At 36.7% G+C, this 18,626-nt stretch carries 12 protein-coding genes; 10 read left to right on the top strand and 2 right to left on the bottom strand.

All coding sequences use genetic code 11. From position 1 onward, the window contains the following. Positions 1-2: 2 nt before the first annotated feature. The 9 genes from AABB81_RS13985 (at position 3) to AABB81_RS13945 (ending at position 13,945) form a co-directional block, all read left to right on the top strand. The gene (locus AABB81_RS13985) at positions 3-200 is read left to right on the top strand and encodes a hypothetical protein (RefSeq protein ID WP_342161176.1); all 198 of its coding nucleotides are present in this window, start codon (positions 3-5) and stop codon (positions 198-200) included. Beyond that, positions 197-1,456: a hemolysin family protein gene (locus tag AABB81_RS13980; RefSeq protein ID WP_342161175.1), complete on the top strand. Its 1,260-nt coding sequence runs from the start codon at positions 197-199 to the stop codon at positions 1,454-1,456. Before AABB81_RS13985 ends, AABB81_RS13980 begins: the two co-directional genes overlap by 4 nt. Before the next feature lie 95 nt (positions 1,457-1,551). Beyond that, a complete protein-coding gene (locus AABB81_RS13975; RefSeq protein WP_342161174.1) occupies positions 1,552-3,687 on the top strand; it encodes a peptidylprolyl isomerase in 2,136 nt (711 codons plus the stop codon). A 164-nt stretch (positions 3,688-3,851) separates the two neighbouring features. Further along, positions 3,852-5,216, top strand: coding sequence for an OmpA family protein (locus AABB81_RS13970; RefSeq protein WP_342161173.1), 1,365 nt, complete (start codon positions 3,852-3,854; stop codon positions 5,214-5,216). Positions 5,217-5,296: 80 nt separating this feature from the next. Beyond that, positions 5,297-8,068 (top strand): PD-(D/E)XK nuclease family protein, encoded by a 2,772-nt coding sequence (locus tag AABB81_RS13965; protein WP_342161172.1) that lies wholly within the window; start codon positions 5,297-5,299, stop codon positions 8,066-8,068. 22 nt (positions 8,069-8,090) lie between these two features. Next, positions 8,091-8,933: an alpha/beta hydrolase family protein gene (locus AABB81_RS13960; protein WP_342161171.1), complete on the top strand. Its 843-nt coding sequence runs from the start codon at positions 8,091-8,093 to the stop codon at positions 8,931-8,933. A gap of 311 nt (positions 8,934-9,244) precedes the next feature. After that, positions 9,245-10,093, top strand: coding sequence for a DUF4412 domain-containing protein (locus tag AABB81_RS13955; RefSeq protein ID WP_342161170.1), 849 nt, complete (start codon positions 9,245-9,247; stop codon positions 10,091-10,093). A gap of 234 nt (positions 10,094-10,327) precedes the next feature. Beyond that, the gene (locus AABB81_RS13950) at positions 10,328-11,299 is read left to right on the top strand and encodes a ribonucleotide-diphosphate reductase subunit beta (protein WP_342161169.1); all 972 of its coding nucleotides are present in this window, start codon (positions 10,328-10,330) and stop codon (positions 11,297-11,299) included. Positions 11,300-11,545: 246 nt separating this feature from the next. After that, positions 11,546-13,945 (top strand): ribonucleoside-diphosphate reductase subunit alpha, encoded by a 2,400-nt coding sequence (locus AABB81_RS13945; RefSeq protein WP_342161168.1) that lies wholly within the window; start codon positions 11,546-11,548, stop codon positions 13,943-13,945. A 111-nt stretch (positions 13,946-14,056) separates the two neighbouring features. Here AABB81_RS13945 and AABB81_RS13940 read toward each other — a convergent pair whose 3' ends face one another. After that, the gene (locus AABB81_RS13940; RefSeq protein WP_342161167.1) at positions 14,057-14,404 is read right to left on the bottom strand and encodes a carboxypeptidase-like regulatory domain-containing protein; all 348 of its coding nucleotides are present in this window, start codon (positions 14,402-14,404) and stop codon (positions 14,057-14,059) included. Positions 14,405-14,552: 148 nt separating this feature from the next. On the opposite strand from AABB81_RS13940, the gene AABB81_RS13935 reads away from it, so the two are divergent. Further along, the gene (locus AABB81_RS13935; RefSeq protein ID WP_342161166.1) at positions 14,553-16,310 is read left to right on the top strand and encodes a Na/Pi cotransporter family protein; all 1,758 of its coding nucleotides are present in this window, start codon (positions 14,553-14,555) and stop codon (positions 16,308-16,310) included. Positions 16,311-16,367: 57 nt separating this feature from the next. Here AABB81_RS13935 and AABB81_RS13930 read toward each other — a convergent pair whose 3' ends face one another. Continuing rightward, on the bottom strand, positions 16,368-18,626 hold the full coding sequence (locus tag AABB81_RS13930) for an inorganic phosphate transporter (RefSeq protein ID WP_342161165.1): 2,259 nt from the start codon (positions 18,624-18,626) through the stop codon (positions 16,368-16,370).

The raw sequence follows: 18,626 nt of genomic DNA, 5'->3' as shown, positions 1-18,626 counted from the left end.
TTATGGCAAAATATTTTAAGTTTTTTGAAATCGCTTACCTTGTGATAGCGATTGTATTCGTTGTTGAAGCAATTCTCAGATGGAATTCTCAACCAAATAAGGCCTACATCTTTCTGGCATTTTCTGTGTTGGCCGTTTTTATGTATTTTTTCAGGAAAAAATACCGAAAAAGATTTGAAAATCACGAAAGAAAAAAATGATGACCACACTGATCATCATATTCGCCTCTATTCTGTCATCCGCTTTTTTCTCGGGAATGGAAATCGCTTTTGTTTCCTCAAACAAAATGCATCTGGAGCTTGAAAAGAAAAAGGATACACTGCTGGCGAACATATTGAGAAGGCTTACGCAAAAACCTTCGAAGTTTATTACCACTATGCTTGTTGGAAATAATATAGCTTTGGTTGTCTATGGTTATTTCATGGGAGATCTATTGATGAGTTTATTTTTCGACAATATTTCAAATGAATTCATCCTTTTGTTGACCCAGACCTTCATTTCGACGATTATTATTTTGGTTACTGCCGAATTCCTTCCAAAAGCGGTTTTTCGAATTTATGCCAATGAGGCGATGAATATTTTTGCTATCCCTACTTATTTTTTTTTCCTGATCTTTTATTTCATATCCATAATTATAACATCAATTTCTGATTTTTTCCTCAGAGTTTTCTTCAACACCAGAGAAGACCAGGTACAGCTTGCTTTCAGTAAAGCAGAACTAGGTCACTATATCGATCAACAATTGGAATCTGCTGAAGATGAGATTGACTCGGAGATTCAAATTTTTCAAAATGCACTTGATTTTCACAATGTGAAAGCCAGAGAAGCCATGATTCCAAGAACGGAAATTATTGCGGTGGAAGTTCATGATTCCATAAAAAACCTTAACCAACTATTTATGGAAACCGGCATGTCAAAAATCATGGTATATAATAACTCACTTGACGATATCATTGGTTATGCACATTTTTTTGACATTTTTAAAAAACCAAAAAGTATCAGGTCGATTCTTTTGCCCATTGAGATTGTTCCTGAAACCATGATGATCCATGACATTTTAAATGAACTGATCCTCAAAAGTAAAAGTGTTGCCATTGTTTTAGACGAATACGGAGGAACCTCTGGTTTAATTACTATTGAAGATATCATCGAAGAACTTTTTGGGGATATTGAAGACGAACACGATTCATTCACGCTTTTAGAGGAAAAAATCAACGACAGGGAATTCAAGTTTTCCACGCGACTTGAAGTTGATTATATCAATGAGACTTATGATCTTGCTCTAGCCGAAGACAGCAACTATGAAACCCTTGGAGGGCTTATTGTAAATCACACAGAAAACATTCCATCCACCGGAGAAATCATTGAAATAGACAATTATCAATTCACTATAATAAAAGAATCTGCTTCCAAGATTGAAGAAGTCCATTTAAAAGTTTTATTTAAAGAGACATAGGCCTGTTTTTAAGCTAAAAAATTAGTACTAAACTGCTTTCATTATTAAAAGGTAAATTGTATTTTCGCAACCTAAATTTTTTAATAGGAAAGAAAATGGCAGTATTATCAAAAATTAGAGAGAGATCATTGTTTTTAATCATTATAATTGCTTTGGCATTGTTTTCTTTTGTTTTAAGCGGTCTTTTTGATGGAAACCTTTTTAACAAAACTGCATCGAACATAGGGGAGGTGAACGGCGAACCCATTACAAGGGAGGAATTTGCACAACAGGTAGAATTGTTGAGAACCAGATCAAATGGAAGATCATCCAACATGCAAAATATTAATAATGCATGGAACAATTTGGTTCGTGAAAAGATTTATCAAACTCAATTAGAAGAATCCGGAGTAGTGGTTGGAGAAAAAGACGTTTGGGACGCAATGGTTTCACAGATTTCATCACAAAACAGCCCTCAGTTCGCTAACGAAGTCGGTCTCTTTGATCCGGAAAAGTTAAAAGAATATATCGCTACCTTAAAAGATAATGCCGAGGAGGATGAGCAAGGTGCTGCTGCCTGGCTAGGCTGGATCAATTATGAAAAAAGCATCAAAAAAAATCTGGAGCAAAATACTTACAATGCCTTAATCAGAGCTGGATTAGGAAGTACCCTAAGTGAAGGAAAGAGAGATTATTTCTTTAAAAACACCAGTGTTGATCTGGATTATGTCTATGTTCCGTTTTCGAGCATTCCTGATAGTTTGATCACCGTAACCAACGATGAAATAAAAAGCTATATCAAGGCACATCCAAAAGCATATACCGTAAATGAATCCAGAGATATTCAATTTGTTCAGTTCAAAATTGAAGCAACTGAAGAAGATGAAAATGAAATCAAGCAAGAATTGATTCAGATGATTGAAGATCGGGAGGAATACAGCAATGCAGCTAAATCAAATGTGACTGTTCCGGGTTTCAGAAATGCAGTTGACATGAATGAATTTAATGCAGAGAACGAATCTGACATACCTTATGACGGTGCCTTTTATAATAAAGGTGCCTTACCAAAACTTGTTGCTGATTCAATATTTGACAAAAAAATTGGTGAGGTTTATGGACCTTACAAGGAAAATGGGTTTTATAAATTATCAAAAATTACTGCGGTCAAACAATTACCTGATTCAGTAAAAGCAAGTCATATCCTCATTCCTTTTCAAGGAAGTGCATCAGCTGATCAGACAGTAGTACAAAGTTCAGAGGAAGCAAAGAAAGTAGCAGATAGCGTTTTGGCTGTTGTTCGTGGAAATACCTCTAAATTCGAGGAATTGGCCAAAACTATGTCAGTCGATAAAGTATCGGGTGCCAAAGGAGGAGACCTTGGTTGGTTTGTGTACAAAACAATGATCCCTGAATTCAGAGATTATACATTTGAAAACCCAATTGGTTCAACAGGAGTTGTCGAGTCTCAGTTTGGATACCATGTGATTCGAATTGACGATCAGAAGAACATACAAAAAAATGTACAGATCGCTACATTCTCGAAAAAAATAGAGCCTTCTGAAAAAACCGAAAATGAAATCTTTGAAAGGGCAGAAACATTTGCTTCAGATTTAAATTCTGGAAAGAACATGTTAGAGTTGGCTAAAGAACAGAATCTTTCGGTAAGGCCAGTACTTGGTTTAGAAGTTTTTAGCGATAATTTGGCCGAACTTGGTTCTCAGAGACAAATCGTAAGATGGGTATTTGAAGAAAATTCGGAAGTGGGAGACATCAAAAGGTTTGATCTTGACAATGGCTATTGCGTTGCTATGCTCACTTCTAAAAACAAGGCAGGGCTGTCTGGAAAAGGTCAAAATGTGAGAAACATTATCATGAAGCAAAAGAAAGCGGCACTGATCGAAGAAAGGTCAACCGGAACTACGCTGGATGAAATCGCCGAACAAAATAATGTTACTAAAAGCAGCAGTCTGGCTGTTAGCAATACGAGCCCGGTTTTTGCAGGGGTCGGAAGATTTGTTGATATTTCGGGAGTTGTAACGGCTTTAGATGAAAATGAACTGGCTAAAAACATCATTGGGAAAAATGGTGTTGCCTTTGCAGTGGTTACGAAAAAAACCCTCCCTGCAGAATTACAAAATTACAATGCGAACAAAATGAATCTCGAACGATCTTTAACGGGTCGAAGCCTGCTTATTTTTGAGGCGCTAAAGGAGAACGCAGAGATTGTTGATAACAGAGCCGTTTTTTACTAATAGAAAGTACCTGCTCCGTTTTATAACATAGGACCCTGAAAGTGAACAAATAAAAAAAAAATGCTTAAAGTGAGTTATTTGGCAAGATTTTATATATTTGTTAAATATTACTTAAAATTAAGCTTACTTAACAATTAATAGATTATAATTTAAAATTGATTACAATGAAACATTTAAAAAAAGTATTATTAATCGCGTTAGTTGTTGTTTTTGCGAACAACATCAATGCACAGGATCAGGATAATCGCTGGGTTATAGAGCTGGGAGCCAATGTGGTTGACTTCTATCCTACCGGAGCTGATAATCCAGCTGTTGGCGGATTTTTTGAAGATTTTGTCAACACGGATCATTGGAACAACAGTAGTGTAATTTCAAGGTTACGACTTGGATATTATGTTGGTAGTGGATTTTCAGTTGGATTGACTGGAACTTTCAACACAATCAGTAATATTGGAGAGTCTGAAGTTACAGACTGGTCTTATGTTGGAGCTGACCTTGATATCAAGTACGGTTTTGTTAGAGAACCAGGATGGTTCGATCCTTATATTCTTGCAGGTGGAGGTTACACTTGGTTGGATTCAGAAGGTAACGGTACCGCTAATGTTGGTTTAGGTTTTAACCTTTGGTTTAACGACTGGTTAGGATTTAACATCCAAACAAAATACAAGCACTCATTTGATGAAGACAAAATGTTACCTCACTTTCAACATGCTGCAGGTTTAGTATTTAAATTTGGTGGAAAAGATAGTGACGGTGACGGAATCTATGACAAATATGATGCATGCCCGGAAGTTGCCGGTTTAGAAGCTTTCAACGGCTGTCCTGATACTGACGGTGACGGAATCCAGGATTCTGAAGATGCTTGTCCTATGGAAGCTGGTTTAGCTGAATTTAATGGTTGTCCTGATACTGATGGGGACGGTGTTGCTGACAAAGATGATGCATGTCCTAACGAAGCTGGTCCTGTTGAATTAAACGGATGTCCTGATAGAGATGGTGACGGTGTTGCTGACAAAGATGACAAGTGTCCGGATGTTGCAGGTCCTGCTGAAAACAATGGTTGCCCATGGCCAGATAGCGACGGAGACGGAATAGCAGATAAAGATGACGAATGTCCGAATATCGCTGGTGTAGCTGAAAACAATGGTTGTCCTATCGTTTCTGCTGAAGTTCAAAAAGAAATCACTGACTTGGCAAGAGCTATTTACTTCGTAACAGGAAGTTCTAAGTTCACCGATGAAACTTCAATCAGAATGGAGCAAATTAGTGGTATTATTAACCAATACAAGACATTAAGATTTGATGTTGAAGGTCATACTGACAGTACTGGTAGCGACGCGATCAATAGCAAATTATCTCAAGCTAGAGCTGACGCTGTAAGAACTTACCTTATTGAAAAAGGTTTCCCAGCTGACATGATCACTGCGAAAGGATTTGGTTCAGCCAATCCTATTGGAGATAATAAAACAAGAAAAGGAAGACAGCAGAACAGAAGAGTTGAAATCTTCTCTGAGTACGCTGAAAGATAGTCTATCTTGTATTAGAAAAATTAAGACCATCCGTCATCCGACGGATGGTTTTTTTATGCAATAATGTTTACATTTGATGCATGCAGTCTTTCCTTTCAAAAGTAACCTCCGAAGTATTAAAAGGTGATACGCCTTTATCTTCAATAACCTTTGTTCTTCCGAACAAAAGGTCGGGCTTATTCTTGCGGGATATATTAAAAAATCAACTGGAGCACACTACTTTTATGCCCAGAATACTCAGTATCGAAGAACTTGTTAAAGAGGTCTCGGGGTTTGAAATTCTTGATAATGTAAGTCTGGTTTTTGAATTCTACAGTGTTTATAAAGAACAATCCCCAAAAGCTGAAACAGATAAATTCGACAATTTTTCGAAATGGGCAACAATCCTTCTTCAGGATTTCAACGATCTTGACAGCAACCTTTTTGATACAGTTTCAATATTAGCCTATCTCAGTGACACAAAAAGAATAGAACAATGGGATCCAGGAGCACAAACCGGAAGCCCTATGGTAAAAAACTACCTCTCCTTCTTCGATAAGATCATTACATATTACAAGGCCTTTAAAGAACATTTGATTGATAAAAAAACAGGGTATCAGGGTCTGGTATACAGAATTGCGGCTCAGTCAATGGATGCTTTCAGGGAAAAACACAAAAACGAAAAATTTGTTTTTGCCGCATTCAATGCCTTAAGTAAAGCTGAAGAAACAATTTTTCAGGAATTATTGATAAACGATCTTGCCGAAGTATACTGGGATCATGATGAATTTTATACAAAGTCAAATAACCAATCAGAACAATTTTTTAAAAAGTATGAACGGTCCTGGCCCTATTATGTCTCCAATGACTTTTTATGGAAAGCCAACAATTTTAACAGTCCAAAAATCATTCATTTTCATGGATTGCCAAAAAATATTAGTCAGATCAAACATGTTGGTTCCCTGTTAAAAACATTCAATGAAGATCAGGGCATTGACGATACAGCTGTGATACTTGGCAATGAGAAACTGCTGCCTTCCTTATTAAATTCTTTACCCGAAGAGATTGCTACTGCTAATATTACCATGGGTTATGAATTGCAGAACGTTTCATTAAGTACTTTTTTTCAGGCACTTTTTAAATTACATCTCAATAGCTCAAAATGGAAAAAAGAAGATGCCTTTTACTATAAAGATCTCTCGGCCCTTTTAAATGACCCTTTTTTGCAAGGTCTTTGGAGCCAACATAACGAAATTAAAATAGGCCTTAGAAAAATTCTGTATACTGATAAAACCATTTTTATCAGTACCAAACAGTTAATGACCCTTGTTGACGGTTTTGATGACGTTTCTTCTTTGTTCAAATTAATTTTTTCAGGCTGGGAAGGCAAAATAGACAGGGTCATTGAAAAACTTATTCTTATCACTGAGCAATTGAGAAAATCAAAAGACCTCAATAATTTAAACCAGGAATATCTATTCAGGTACTTCAACATTTTTTTACAGCTTTCTAACCTTAACAAAAATTTCGGGTTTATTGATGACATTGATACCTTGTATCAGATCTTTCAGCAAATACTTAAAACCGAAAAATTATCGTTTCAGGGAGAACCTCTTGAGGGCTTACAAATCATGGGGCTTCTGGAATCAAGGGGGCTCGATTTCGAAAACCTAATCATCACATCGGTCAATGAAGGTTTCTTACCTGCCAGCGGTTCGAATAATTCGTTTATTCCTCTCGATATCAAATTGGAAAAAAAAATTCCAACTTTTTTTGAAAAGGATGCTATCTTTTCTTACCATTTTTTCAGATTGTTCCACAGAGCAAAAAACATCTATTTGATTTACAATACCATAACAGATGACTTTGGATCAGGTGAACCGAGTCGTTTTATCAGGCAACTTGATACTGCCAAGGCACTGGGCCAGCTTAATCGGGTTGTTTTTAAGAAGAAGATTCTAAGTCCGGAATTGCAGGTCTCTCCACTGGTACTTCAATCGATAGAAAAAACTGACGCAATCATTGTCAGGTTAGAAGAAATCGCTCAAAAAGGATACTCTCCTACTGCTTTGATCAATTATATTAGAAATCCCCTGGATTTTTATAAAAGAAGTATATTGGGGCTGGAAGAATTCAGGGAAGTTGAAGAAACTATAGCGGCTCATACTTTCGGTACCATTATACACGATACGCTGGAGCAGCTTTACCTTCCTTATGTCAATAAATTCCTCGAACGCGACAATGTGAAACTGATGATGAATCTCCTGGAAAAAGAAGTAGAACGTCAATTCAAAAAAAGCTATTCTTCAATTTCTATCGCTTCCGGAAAGAACTATTTGGCCTTTGAGATTGCCAAGCAATTCATTTTTAATTTTCTTAACTATGAATTAGCTGAACTTGAAAAAGGAAAAAAGATTAAAATTACCGGACTCGAGGTTCCCATAAACTTGCAGCACGCTGTTAAAGGATTGAATTTTAATATTAAATTAAAAGGAAAGATTGACAGGATTGATGAGGTTGACGGGGTTTGCAGGATTATAGATTATAAAACGGGCAAAGTATTGCCTGGCCAGCTCAAAATAAATGACTGGAGCTTATTAAGCACTGATGAAAAGTTTTCTAAGAGTTTTCAAGTGATGACCTATGCATATATGTACCTCAGTACATTTAACCTGTCTGTAAATCAACTTTCTCTGGAAACGGGCATCATTTCATTTAAAAACCTTAAAGAAGGATTTATGCCCTTTAACAATGGAAAGCTGTCACAAGAAATTATGGAGTCTTTTACAACTGAACTGGATAATCTAATCTTGGAAATATTCAACAGAGACATTCCTTTTCTTGAAAAGGAACTGCCAGTTTTCAATTACTAATAATGAAAATTTTAAAAGCCCTATGCGAGTTATCAAAAACATCGAAATTAAAGGAAAACACAACAGGCCAATTCTAACCGATCTGTTCTACCTGGAAAATGAATCCCCAAAAGATGTTGTCATTTTTTGTCATGGGTATAAAGGATATAAAGACTGGGGCGCCTGGAATTTGGTGGCCGAAGCTTTTGCCAAAGAAAACTTTTTTTTCCTTAAAATGAATTTTTCACACAATGGTGGCACAAAAGAACAACCTATAGATTTTCCAGATTTGGAAGCTTTTGGGCAAAATAATTTTATAAAGGAAATTGACGATCTCGATAGCGTATTGTCATGGGTTGATGCAGCGGATGAATACAAAAGTGAACTCAATGCTGCTAAGATAACGGTTATCGGCCATTCAAGAGGAGGCGGAATTGTGGTATTAAAGGCTGCTTCTGACAAACGTATTAAAAAACTTGTTACATGGGCAGGCGTTTCAGATTTCGGAAGCAGGTTCCCTAATGGTGAAGCCCTTGATTTATGGAAAAAAAACGGTGTTGCCTATATCACTAATGCCCGAACTAACCAGCAAATGCCTCACTATTTTCAATTTTATTCGACCTTTATTGAAAATGAACAAATGCTCACAATCAGCACTGCAGCACAAGAATTAAAAATTCCTTACTTGATTATCCACGGCAATATGGATGAAACAGTGCCTTTAGCCGAAGCGGAAAAATTAAATGCCTGGTCCAAAGAAAGTCAACTTGAGGTTATTGAAGGCGCTAACCATACTTTTGGAAGTTCACAGCCATGGAATAAAACATCCCTACCTCCTCATTTACAGGCTGTATGTGAACAATCCCTGGAATTTATAAAATTATAACTCATTCACTTTGGGCTGTTTAGATTTTTTTATAAAAATTTATTGAATCTTATGTTAACCTTGGTTATCTATTGGTCATCAATACATAAGTAAATAAAACTTTATTTAATTATATAAACGAAAGAGTATTTTGGATGTACTGTTTCTCTTTGAAAAGGAGGAACGTCAAGAAAGAGTCAATATTTATTGGCTCTTTTTTTTAGAATAAAGGCACTTTTCGTAATTTTATAGAACCCCTAACCCCCAAAAACAACTTCATTGTAAAACTTTTTAATTGCATATCACTTGCCCTTTTGATCAGTTTTTTACCCATGAACAGTCTCGAGGCACAACTGCTTAAGAAACTTAAAAACAGAGTTAAAGAAGCCACTGAAGATGTCATCGCTGAAAAAGCAGCACAGGAAAGTAAAAAGATGCTTGACAGTTTATTAGAAATTGACCCTGATTACGAACCCCGGTATCAACAACAGCTGGAGCAAATGATGGCTGCCGGGAGTGAAAACATCCCTGTTGAAGCATCTTACCTTTTCAACACAAAAATCATTTATAAAATGACTGTTTCTGATAAAAATGAATCTTCAGTCGTCAATTATGAAATGTGGCTCTCTGACAACGAAGCATATATGGCAACAAAAGTTGATAGTGAAAAAAATACCGACTCAAGAGGTATGCCCAGCTATGTACTCTCTATTCTGGATGATAAAAATCAAGCCATGATCATTATTATGGAGGAACAAAAAATGGCCCAATTACTGTCAATGGCTAAAATTAAGGATATCGCTGTCGAGGAAAACGAAATAGATGATGACAATACAGGTTTTAAGGCCATTAAAAAAACCGGTAATACCAAGAAGATTCTTGGCTACAATTGTGAAGAATTTATGTCTGAAAACGAGATCAATAAGTTTAGTTTTTGGGTATCCAAAGAATTGGACTTATTTCAAAAAAATATGTTTTTTAACCTTAGTAAATCTTTAGGTGGCAATACTTTTGAAGATATTCCAAAAGAGGCTCAAGGCTTTATGATGGAAATGGGTTACGAAAACTTATCGAATAATGAAAAAGGTAACATGGTAGTTACCGATATCCAAAACGAGGACAAAACTATTCGAATGGATGATTACCAACTTTTAAGCCTTGGACAGTTTATGCAAAAATAATTTTTCCTATAAATTATTATCCTTGATATCAAAGCTAATCCACTGATTTGATATATGATATCTATAGACATCACCTAGTGCATCAGTTGCCTGAAAAATACTTTTTAACCACTGTGTTAAAAACTTTCGAGTCAATGTGAATAACTAAGATTTTATTTTCAAACAAATAGTCGAATCTTTGCCTTGAATTATTCCCAACCATTTATTCATTTTTCAATAAACTATACGCTAATTATGTCAAATATTGAACCTATCCTACGTCCTAACAAAGACCGATTTGTTATTTTTCCAATACAACACAAAGATATTTGGGACTGGTATAAAAAACAGGAGGCTTCGTTTTGGACCGCCGAAGAAATAGATCTGGAACAAGATGTAATTGACTGGGAAAATAAATTGAGTGATGAAGAAAAGTATTTTATTAAACATATCCTGGCGTTTTTTGCGGCATCTGATGGTATAGTCAATGAAAATCTGGCAGAAAATTTTGTTAGTGAAGTACAATATACCGAAGCCAAATTTTTCTATGGTTTTCAATTAATGATGGAAAATATCCATTCTGAGGTATATTCTCTTTTGATCGATACCTATATCAAAAATGAAAATGAAAAAAATGAACTTTTCAAAGCCATTGAGATATTCCCGGCGATCAAGAAAAAAGCCGACTGGGCACTAAAATGGGTTGACAGCGATAGTTTTGCTGAACGTTTGATAGCCTTTTCAGCGGTAGAGGGAATTTTCTTTTCCGGGAGTTTTTGCTCTATTTTTTGGATGAAAAAAAGAGGGTTATTGCCCGGACTGACCTTTTCAAACGAATTAATTAACAGGGACGAAGGACTCCATGCTGATTTTGCTGTTTATTTGCATCAAAATCACATGCAAAATAAGGTGCCTAAAGAAAGAATTACCGAAATTCTTGTTGACGCCCTGAATATTGAAAGAGAATTTATTACAGAATCTCTTCCTGTAAGTTTAATCGGTATGAATGCTAACCTTATGACCCAGTACCTCGAATTTGTGACTGACAGGTTATTGCTGGAATACGGTTGTGAAAAAGTATACAATGCCACGAATCCTTTTGATTTTATGGAAATGATCTCTTTGGAAGGAAAAACGAATTTCTTTGAGAAAAGAGTTTCAGAATACCAGAAGGCAGGCGTGAAATCAGGAGGTACCGGAAGTATTTCTTTCGATGCCGATTTTTAAATTTTTGTCTTTTTTTGATTTTAATTTGCTGATAATCAATTATATGAATAATTATTAACGGTGAATTGTTAACAATATCTTAAAGATTTTTTCGAATTGACTTCAGTTTTATTCTATTTTAGAACAGATTAAAAGTCTATTCAATTCCATTATAATATCGTGTTCTGATATTGTAATTTTTAACTAGTAATATGGGCTCATGACTAAGGCATGAGAATAACTAACCTTAATAAACATAATAAATAAATGTATGTAGTAAAAAGAGACGGCAAAAGAGAACCGGTAATGTTTGATAAAATTACCGCAAGAGTTAGAAAATTGTGCTATGGATTAAATGATTTAGTTGATCCTATCAAGATTTCGATGAGAGTGATAGAAGGAATATATGATGGAGTGACTACTTCGGAATTAGATAACCTTGCAGCAGAGATCGCTGCCACTTTAACAACTACACACCCTGATTTTGCAAAAGTAGCAGCCAGAATAGCTGTTTCAAACTTGCATAAGAACACTAAAAAATCTTTTAGTGAAACCATGAAGGATCTTCATGATTATGTCAACCCAAGAACCGGCAAAAAGGCTTCAATGATCGCTGAAGATGTTTATAAGATCATAGAAGAGAATGCAGACAAGCTGGATTCGACTATTATTTATAACCGTGATTTTGGCTATGACTTCTTTGGATTTAAAACACTGGAAAGGTCATATCTTCTAAAAATCAACGGACAGATTGTTGAAAGACCTCAGCATATGTTAATGAGGGTTTCAGTTGGAATTCATAAGGATGACCTTGATGCCGCAGTGGAAACCTATGAATTGATGAGTAAGCGTTATTTCACGCACGCCACTCCAACTTTGTTCAATGCAGGTACTCCAAAGCCTCAAATGTCTTCATGTTTTCTATTGCAAATGCAGGATGACAGTATTGAAGGAATCTATGACACCCTGAGACAAACGGCAAAAATTTCTCAATCAGCTGGCGGGATAGGTCTTTCTATACATAACGTACGGGCCACAGGATCTTATATCAGAGGCACTAACGGTACTTCGAACGGAATTGTTCCCATGCTTAGGGTATATAACGATACTGCAAGATATGTAGACCAGGGAGGCGGAAAACGAAAAGGATCTTTTGCCGTTTATTTAGAACCATGGCACGCTGATGTTTTTCAGTTTCTTGACTTGAAAAAAAATCATGGAAAAGAAGAAATGCGGGCAAGGGACCTGTTTTTTGCGATGTGGATTCCTGATTTGTTTATGAAGAGAGTTGAAGAAAATGCAGAATGGACCCTGATGTGTCCAAATGAATGTCCGCACCTTTTTGATACCTACGGGGATGAATTTGAAAAACTGTATACGAGTTACGAAAAAGTTGGGAAGGGAAGAAAAACAATTAAGGCAAGAGAGTTGTGGGAAAAAATCCTTGAGGCTCAGATAGAAACCGGAAATCCATACATGCTTTATAAAGATGCGGTGAACAGAAAATCAAACCATAAAAATCTGGGTACGATTCGTTCTTCCAATTTATGTACTGAAATCATGGAATATACCGCTCCGGATGAAGTAGCCGTGTGTAACCTTGCATCTATTGCAATTCCAATGTTTATCTCAGAGGGTGCAGATGGTCAAAAATTCTTTGACCACAAAAAACTCTTTAAAGTGACCAAAAAGATCACCAGGAATCTTGATACGGTAATTGATCAAAATTTCTATCCTGTTCCTGAAGCAAAAAACTCAAACATGAGGCACAGACCTGTAGGAATAGGAATTCAAGGTCTTGCTGATGCTTTTATCTTGTTGAGATTGCCATTTACATCTGAGGAAGCTAAAAAACTGAATCAGGAGATTTTCGAGACCATCTATTTCGGAGCGCTTACCGCTTCTATGGAACTGGCTCAAGAGAAAGAGCCTTATTCTACTTATAAGGGATCTCCAATCTCTCAGGGTGAATTTCAGTTTAACATGTGGAATATTGGCGAGGATGAGTTAAGTGGAAGATGGGAATGGAAAAAACTGAGGGAAAGTATTATGGAACACGGAGTAAGGAATTCCTTGCTGGTTGCTCCTATGCCAACAGCTTCTACTTCTCAAATTTTAGGAAACAACGAGGCCTTTGAACCATATACCTCGAATATTTATACCAGAAGGGTGTTATCCGGTGAATTTATTGTGGTGAACAAACATCTTTTGGAAGATCTTGTCAATCTGGGATTGTGGAACAACGACATGAAAGAAGACATCATGCGTGCCAGCGGATCAATTCAGCATATAGAATCAATTCCACAGGATTTAAAGGATCTATACAAAACTGTATGGGAAATGAGTATGAAAGATATTATCGATATGGCCCGACACAGAGGTTATTTTATCGATCAGTCGCAATCGTTGAATTTATTCATGCAGGATGCTGACTTTTCTAAATTAACTTCTATGCACTTTTATGCCTGGAAATCTGGTTTAAAAACAGGCATGTACTATTTAAGAACTAAATCTGCGGTGAATGCTATTCAATTTACCGTGTCTAAAAAATCGGAAGCTCTGCCTGCCGGCGCGGTTGAGGAACAACCATTAACAGGAGAAGCCTTGAAAGAAATGATTATCAAATCAAGGGAAAATCCAGATGACTGCCTTATGTGCGGATCTTAGCGAGCAGCAAATAGTTCAACATAAAAAGAGGAATCCTAAATAGATTCCTCTTTTTTGTTTTCTGTAAACAGAAAACTATAATTCCAAATTTATGTAATGCACTCATCGAGGCTATTCGCCATTTGCTGCCAAAACCAGGTCATATCCGGGTTTTAATGCCTTAAGCACTACCGGATTCAATGTGATCATTGTACCTGTGACCAAAACATTCTCTATTTCGACAGGTTTATACCCTATAAAATCAACAATAAAAGTGTAGTTCCCTTCTAAAAGACGAAATTCAAACCCACCGTCCATAGTGGTCTCTGCATCAATATTCAATCCTTTAACTTTAACGCTTGCGAAAGCCAGAGGTTCTTCCCCATATGCTCCGTCAAGCACAGTACCCTGTACATCTATATCCTGGGCAAAACATACCCCTGATATGAGCAGGCCAATAATTAATATAAATTTTCTCATTTTAATCATAAAGTACAAAGGAAGATCAATTTGATAAATTCAGGGTTAATCAATTGTTAAGGAATCATAATGAATTGGTTAATTAATTTATTTTCCAGGTTGCTAAATTCTGTGCTTATTACTAAGTTTATATAGAAATAGCACTATTATGATTAAAAGATGGATCTTCCTGATTGTTCTTGTTGTCCTGGGACTAGGTCTGTTCCTTAATCCCAATTTTAAAACCATTGCCGCCGGGGTATCTATACTATTGTTCGGAATGATCACCTTGGAAGAAGGATTTAAAGTTTTTACCAAAGGTCCGCTTAGAAGTATTTTAGGAAAGGCCACCGACAAACTTTATAAAAGCATTTCTCTGGGCGCCCTGGTAACCGCATTTATTCAATCAAGCTCCTTGGTATCCGTCATAACAATATCATTCATAAGTGCCGGTTTAATAAGCCTGGCAGGAGGAATCGGGCTAATTTTCGGGGCCAATATCGGAACTACCGCCACTGCCTGGCTCGTTGCCGGATTTGGTCTCAAAATTCAAATTTCAATACTTGCCATGCCCATGCTGATCTTCGGGATCATCTTCTCTTTTCAAAAGAGCAATTCCCTTAAGGGCTTCGGAAACATCCTCACGGGACTAGGTTTCTTTTTTCTGGGGATCCATTTTATGAAAGAGGGCTTTGATGTATTCAGTAGATATTTTGACCTGACGGTCTATGCCGTTCCAGGATTTTGGGGAGTTGTAATCTATACCGGTATCGGTATCTTTATTACAACTATTCTGCAATCAAGCAGCGCTTCGCTGGCCTTGGTGCTTACCGCCTTGTCTGCCGGGCAGATAGAATATGAAAATGCCCTGGCACTGGCTATTGGAACTAATATTGGAACCACCATTACGGCATTGATTGGTTCAGTTGGATCAAATATTGCCGGAAGAAGACTTGCATTGGCTCATTTAATTTTTAACCTTATTACAGGAGTGGTGGCTCTTTCATTAATTTACCCGTTGGAAAAATTGGTAGACAAATTAGCTCACATTATTGGCATAAGTCAGGATGATTACACCTTGAAACTAGCCCTGTTCCATACTATTTTCAATATTTTGGGCGTCATTATTATGGTTCCTCTTATAAAGAAACTGGAGTCTTTGCTCCTACGACTGGTTAAAGATCATAGAATTAAAGATATAGATGAGCCAAAATTCCTTAACAGAGCAGCACTTGAATTTCCCCAAACTGCAATTTCTTCACTTGAAAATGAAACAAAATATCTATTTGAGAACGCTATCTATGAAATCGTTCTCCATGCTTTGAATATCCATAGAAGTGATGTGTTATCAGACATAAAACTAAAGACGCTCGTAAAAAAATCCAAGGCAGAGATCGATATAAACATAAGAGATCTTTATATTCATAAAGTTAAAACCATTTATGGCAAAATCCTGAGATATGCTACTATCGCTCAATCTGAGCTCGAACTGAGTGAAGAACAGCATCAAAGGATCTCTGAAATCAAAATTGCAAATCGAAAAATGGTCGAAGTGATCAAGGATGTTAAGGAACTGAGAAGAAATATCTCGGTATATACTTTTTCAGATAACGAATATATCAAAAAAGAATACAATAATTTCCGAAGAATGGTTGTAAAGGTTTTTCGCGCAATTTCCCGGTTTAAGCTCGAGGAGAATAAAGATGACCACTACGCCAAGTTGATTGAAATGAGAAATAAAGCCAAGGAAGAATCAAAATTGGGAAACAAGCATATTAACAAGCTCATCAGGGAAAATCTGATTACAACCGACATGGCTTCTTCTTTAGTAAACGATCATGCCAATGTAAACGACATGATCAAAAAACTTATTGAAGTTGGCGGATTGCTTTACAGTGAAAAAGATAGTATTCTTGAACCGGTCTAACACTTTCTGCCATCAGAATCCGAATAAATTCAACCCGGTGTTGTGTATATTTCCATATCAAACGGGCCTATTTCTTTCATCATACTCCTCATAATAAAGATTTAATAAATTAATACAAGCCATAATTAAATCTTTCGTTTCCAGAAGAATAACAAAATATAGTGTGGTGTTCTTAGGACTCATTGAATCACTTTCTCTGGTCCTTTCCACCTGTTTTTGAATTGATGCTTTCACTTCCTCCAACAGTGTCTTTTTTGAATTGATAATATCAGGTACAATTTTATCAAACGCTCGAGAATCAAAAACCTCACTAATTTTGGCAAACAATTTTAAGAGTTTATCATTGATATCCAAAAGCTCATCCGTTTGGTTTTTCTTTAACTTTTTGTGATGATTGTTTACATGTTTATGGCTCACCTTGGCAATCAGGCCCGACGACTGTGCTACGTCTTGCAGGCTTCCTATGACATCAATATAAAACTTACTAGCTCCCAGATAAGAATCGTCCAAATCTTTAATAAAGTAGAAAATGTCATTTTGAAGATCTTCTACCTCAGATTCCAGTTTCACAACTGTTTTCCTTGCCTTGTTTAACTTGTTCAAATCTTGCTCAATCAATCCATTAATCGTAATCGAATTGATCTTTCCAACACGTTTCAAAGCCTTTGATATATTATCTGCACTCTCTTCAATAACACCGTGAATCGAACCGCTTTCTGCCTTATTTAAGGTGTCCTCAGCCCTAACCTCTTTTACCATTCTACTGTGTTTGATATAGTTTCTGGACAATAATAAAACCGCAAGCAATAGTAGAATTGCGATCATGGTTGCGCCTCCCAGATGGATCAAATAGGCAACTGTTCCCGATGCCAAAAATGCTACAATGGCAGTAAAAAACCAACCCCCTATAACATTCAGGACTCCTGCAACCCTGTACACTGCGCTTTCACTTCCCCAGGCCCTGTCGGCTAATGAAGTACCCATTGCGACCATAAAAGTCACATATGTAGTGGAAAGTGGCAATTTCATGGAGGTTGCAATTGAAATAAGTACACTCGCCACCATAAGATTCACCGCGGCCCTGACCATGTCAAATGCAGGAAGTTCGTGTTTCTTGCCTTTTGATAATTTGATAACCGGTTTTTTAAACTGACGCTCAATTTTTCTCTGCAGACCATCCGGTAAAACCGTAGACGTGTATTCTGAAAGCATCATTGTGAATTTCACGAGATTTCGCGATAAAAAATGAGGTTCAAATTTTTCCTTGGTATCCTCCTGACTCGACAGGTCAATGGATGTCTTTACAACATTTTTAGCCTTACTGGATAACCATAAAGTAATTACCATGATTGATCCTGCAATCACAAGAAACAAGGTTGGTGTTGATACTTTTTGACTTAATACGTCCATCCTGAACTCAGTGGCCGGAATTCCCGTAACGACCCAGGCTTCGTAAGATTGCCATGCAGCGATAGGGACTCCTATAAAGTTCACCAAATCATTTCCTGCAAATGCCAGAGCTAATGCAAAAGTGCCTATAATGATGATAATCTTATAAATATTTTGTTTAAAAACAATTATTGCCACATAAGATAGTAAGCTCCAAATCACGAAACTCAGGCTTATGATTAAAAAGGTCTTCCCTTCTATCAATGGCTTGATATTCGCGTAATAATCAGTTCCTTTCAAGCCTTTTATAAAAATAAAATAAGTAATGGCAGCAAGGGCAAAACCTCCAAAAACCGCACCTACCCATTTTGCCTTTTTTTCAAAATCAAATGATAGTAAAACCCTGGAAACATATTGAACCAGGACCCCAACAGAGAAAGCTACAACAACCGAAAGCAATATTCCAAATATAATTTCTGTTGCCTTCTCTGTATTGATATAATTTACAACTTCAGAAAAAGAACCATTATCGGCCCCGATTTTGATCATTGCCATAGCTACAGCGGCACCTAATAATTCAAAAACTATAGACACTGTTGTAGAAGTTGGCATTCCAAGCGTATTGAAAAAATCGAGCAACAGAATGTCCGTGATCATCACCGCCAGGAAAATAATCATGATTTCGTTAAAATAAAACTCCCCCGGAACAAATATCCCCTTTCTGGCTACCTCCATCATACCACTTGAAAATATTGCTCCAAAGGCTATACCCAGACTTGCCACGATCATGATGGTTCTGAAAGAGACCGCCTTTGAACCAAGGGCCGAATTCAAAAAGTTGACAGCATCGTTACTCACTCCAACCACCAAATCTGCAATAGCCAAAATAATCAAGGCTATGATCATTAAAAAGTAAATATTCTCCAT

This window comes from Lutimonas vermicola (genome assembly GCF_038433205.1).
Classification (GTDB): Bacteria; Bacteroidota; Bacteroidia; order Flavobacteriales; family Flavobacteriaceae; genus Lutimonas; species Lutimonas vermicola.
Note: the sequence above shows the minus strand (reverse complement) of the source record. Positions and strands in the feature narration are given on the sequence as shown.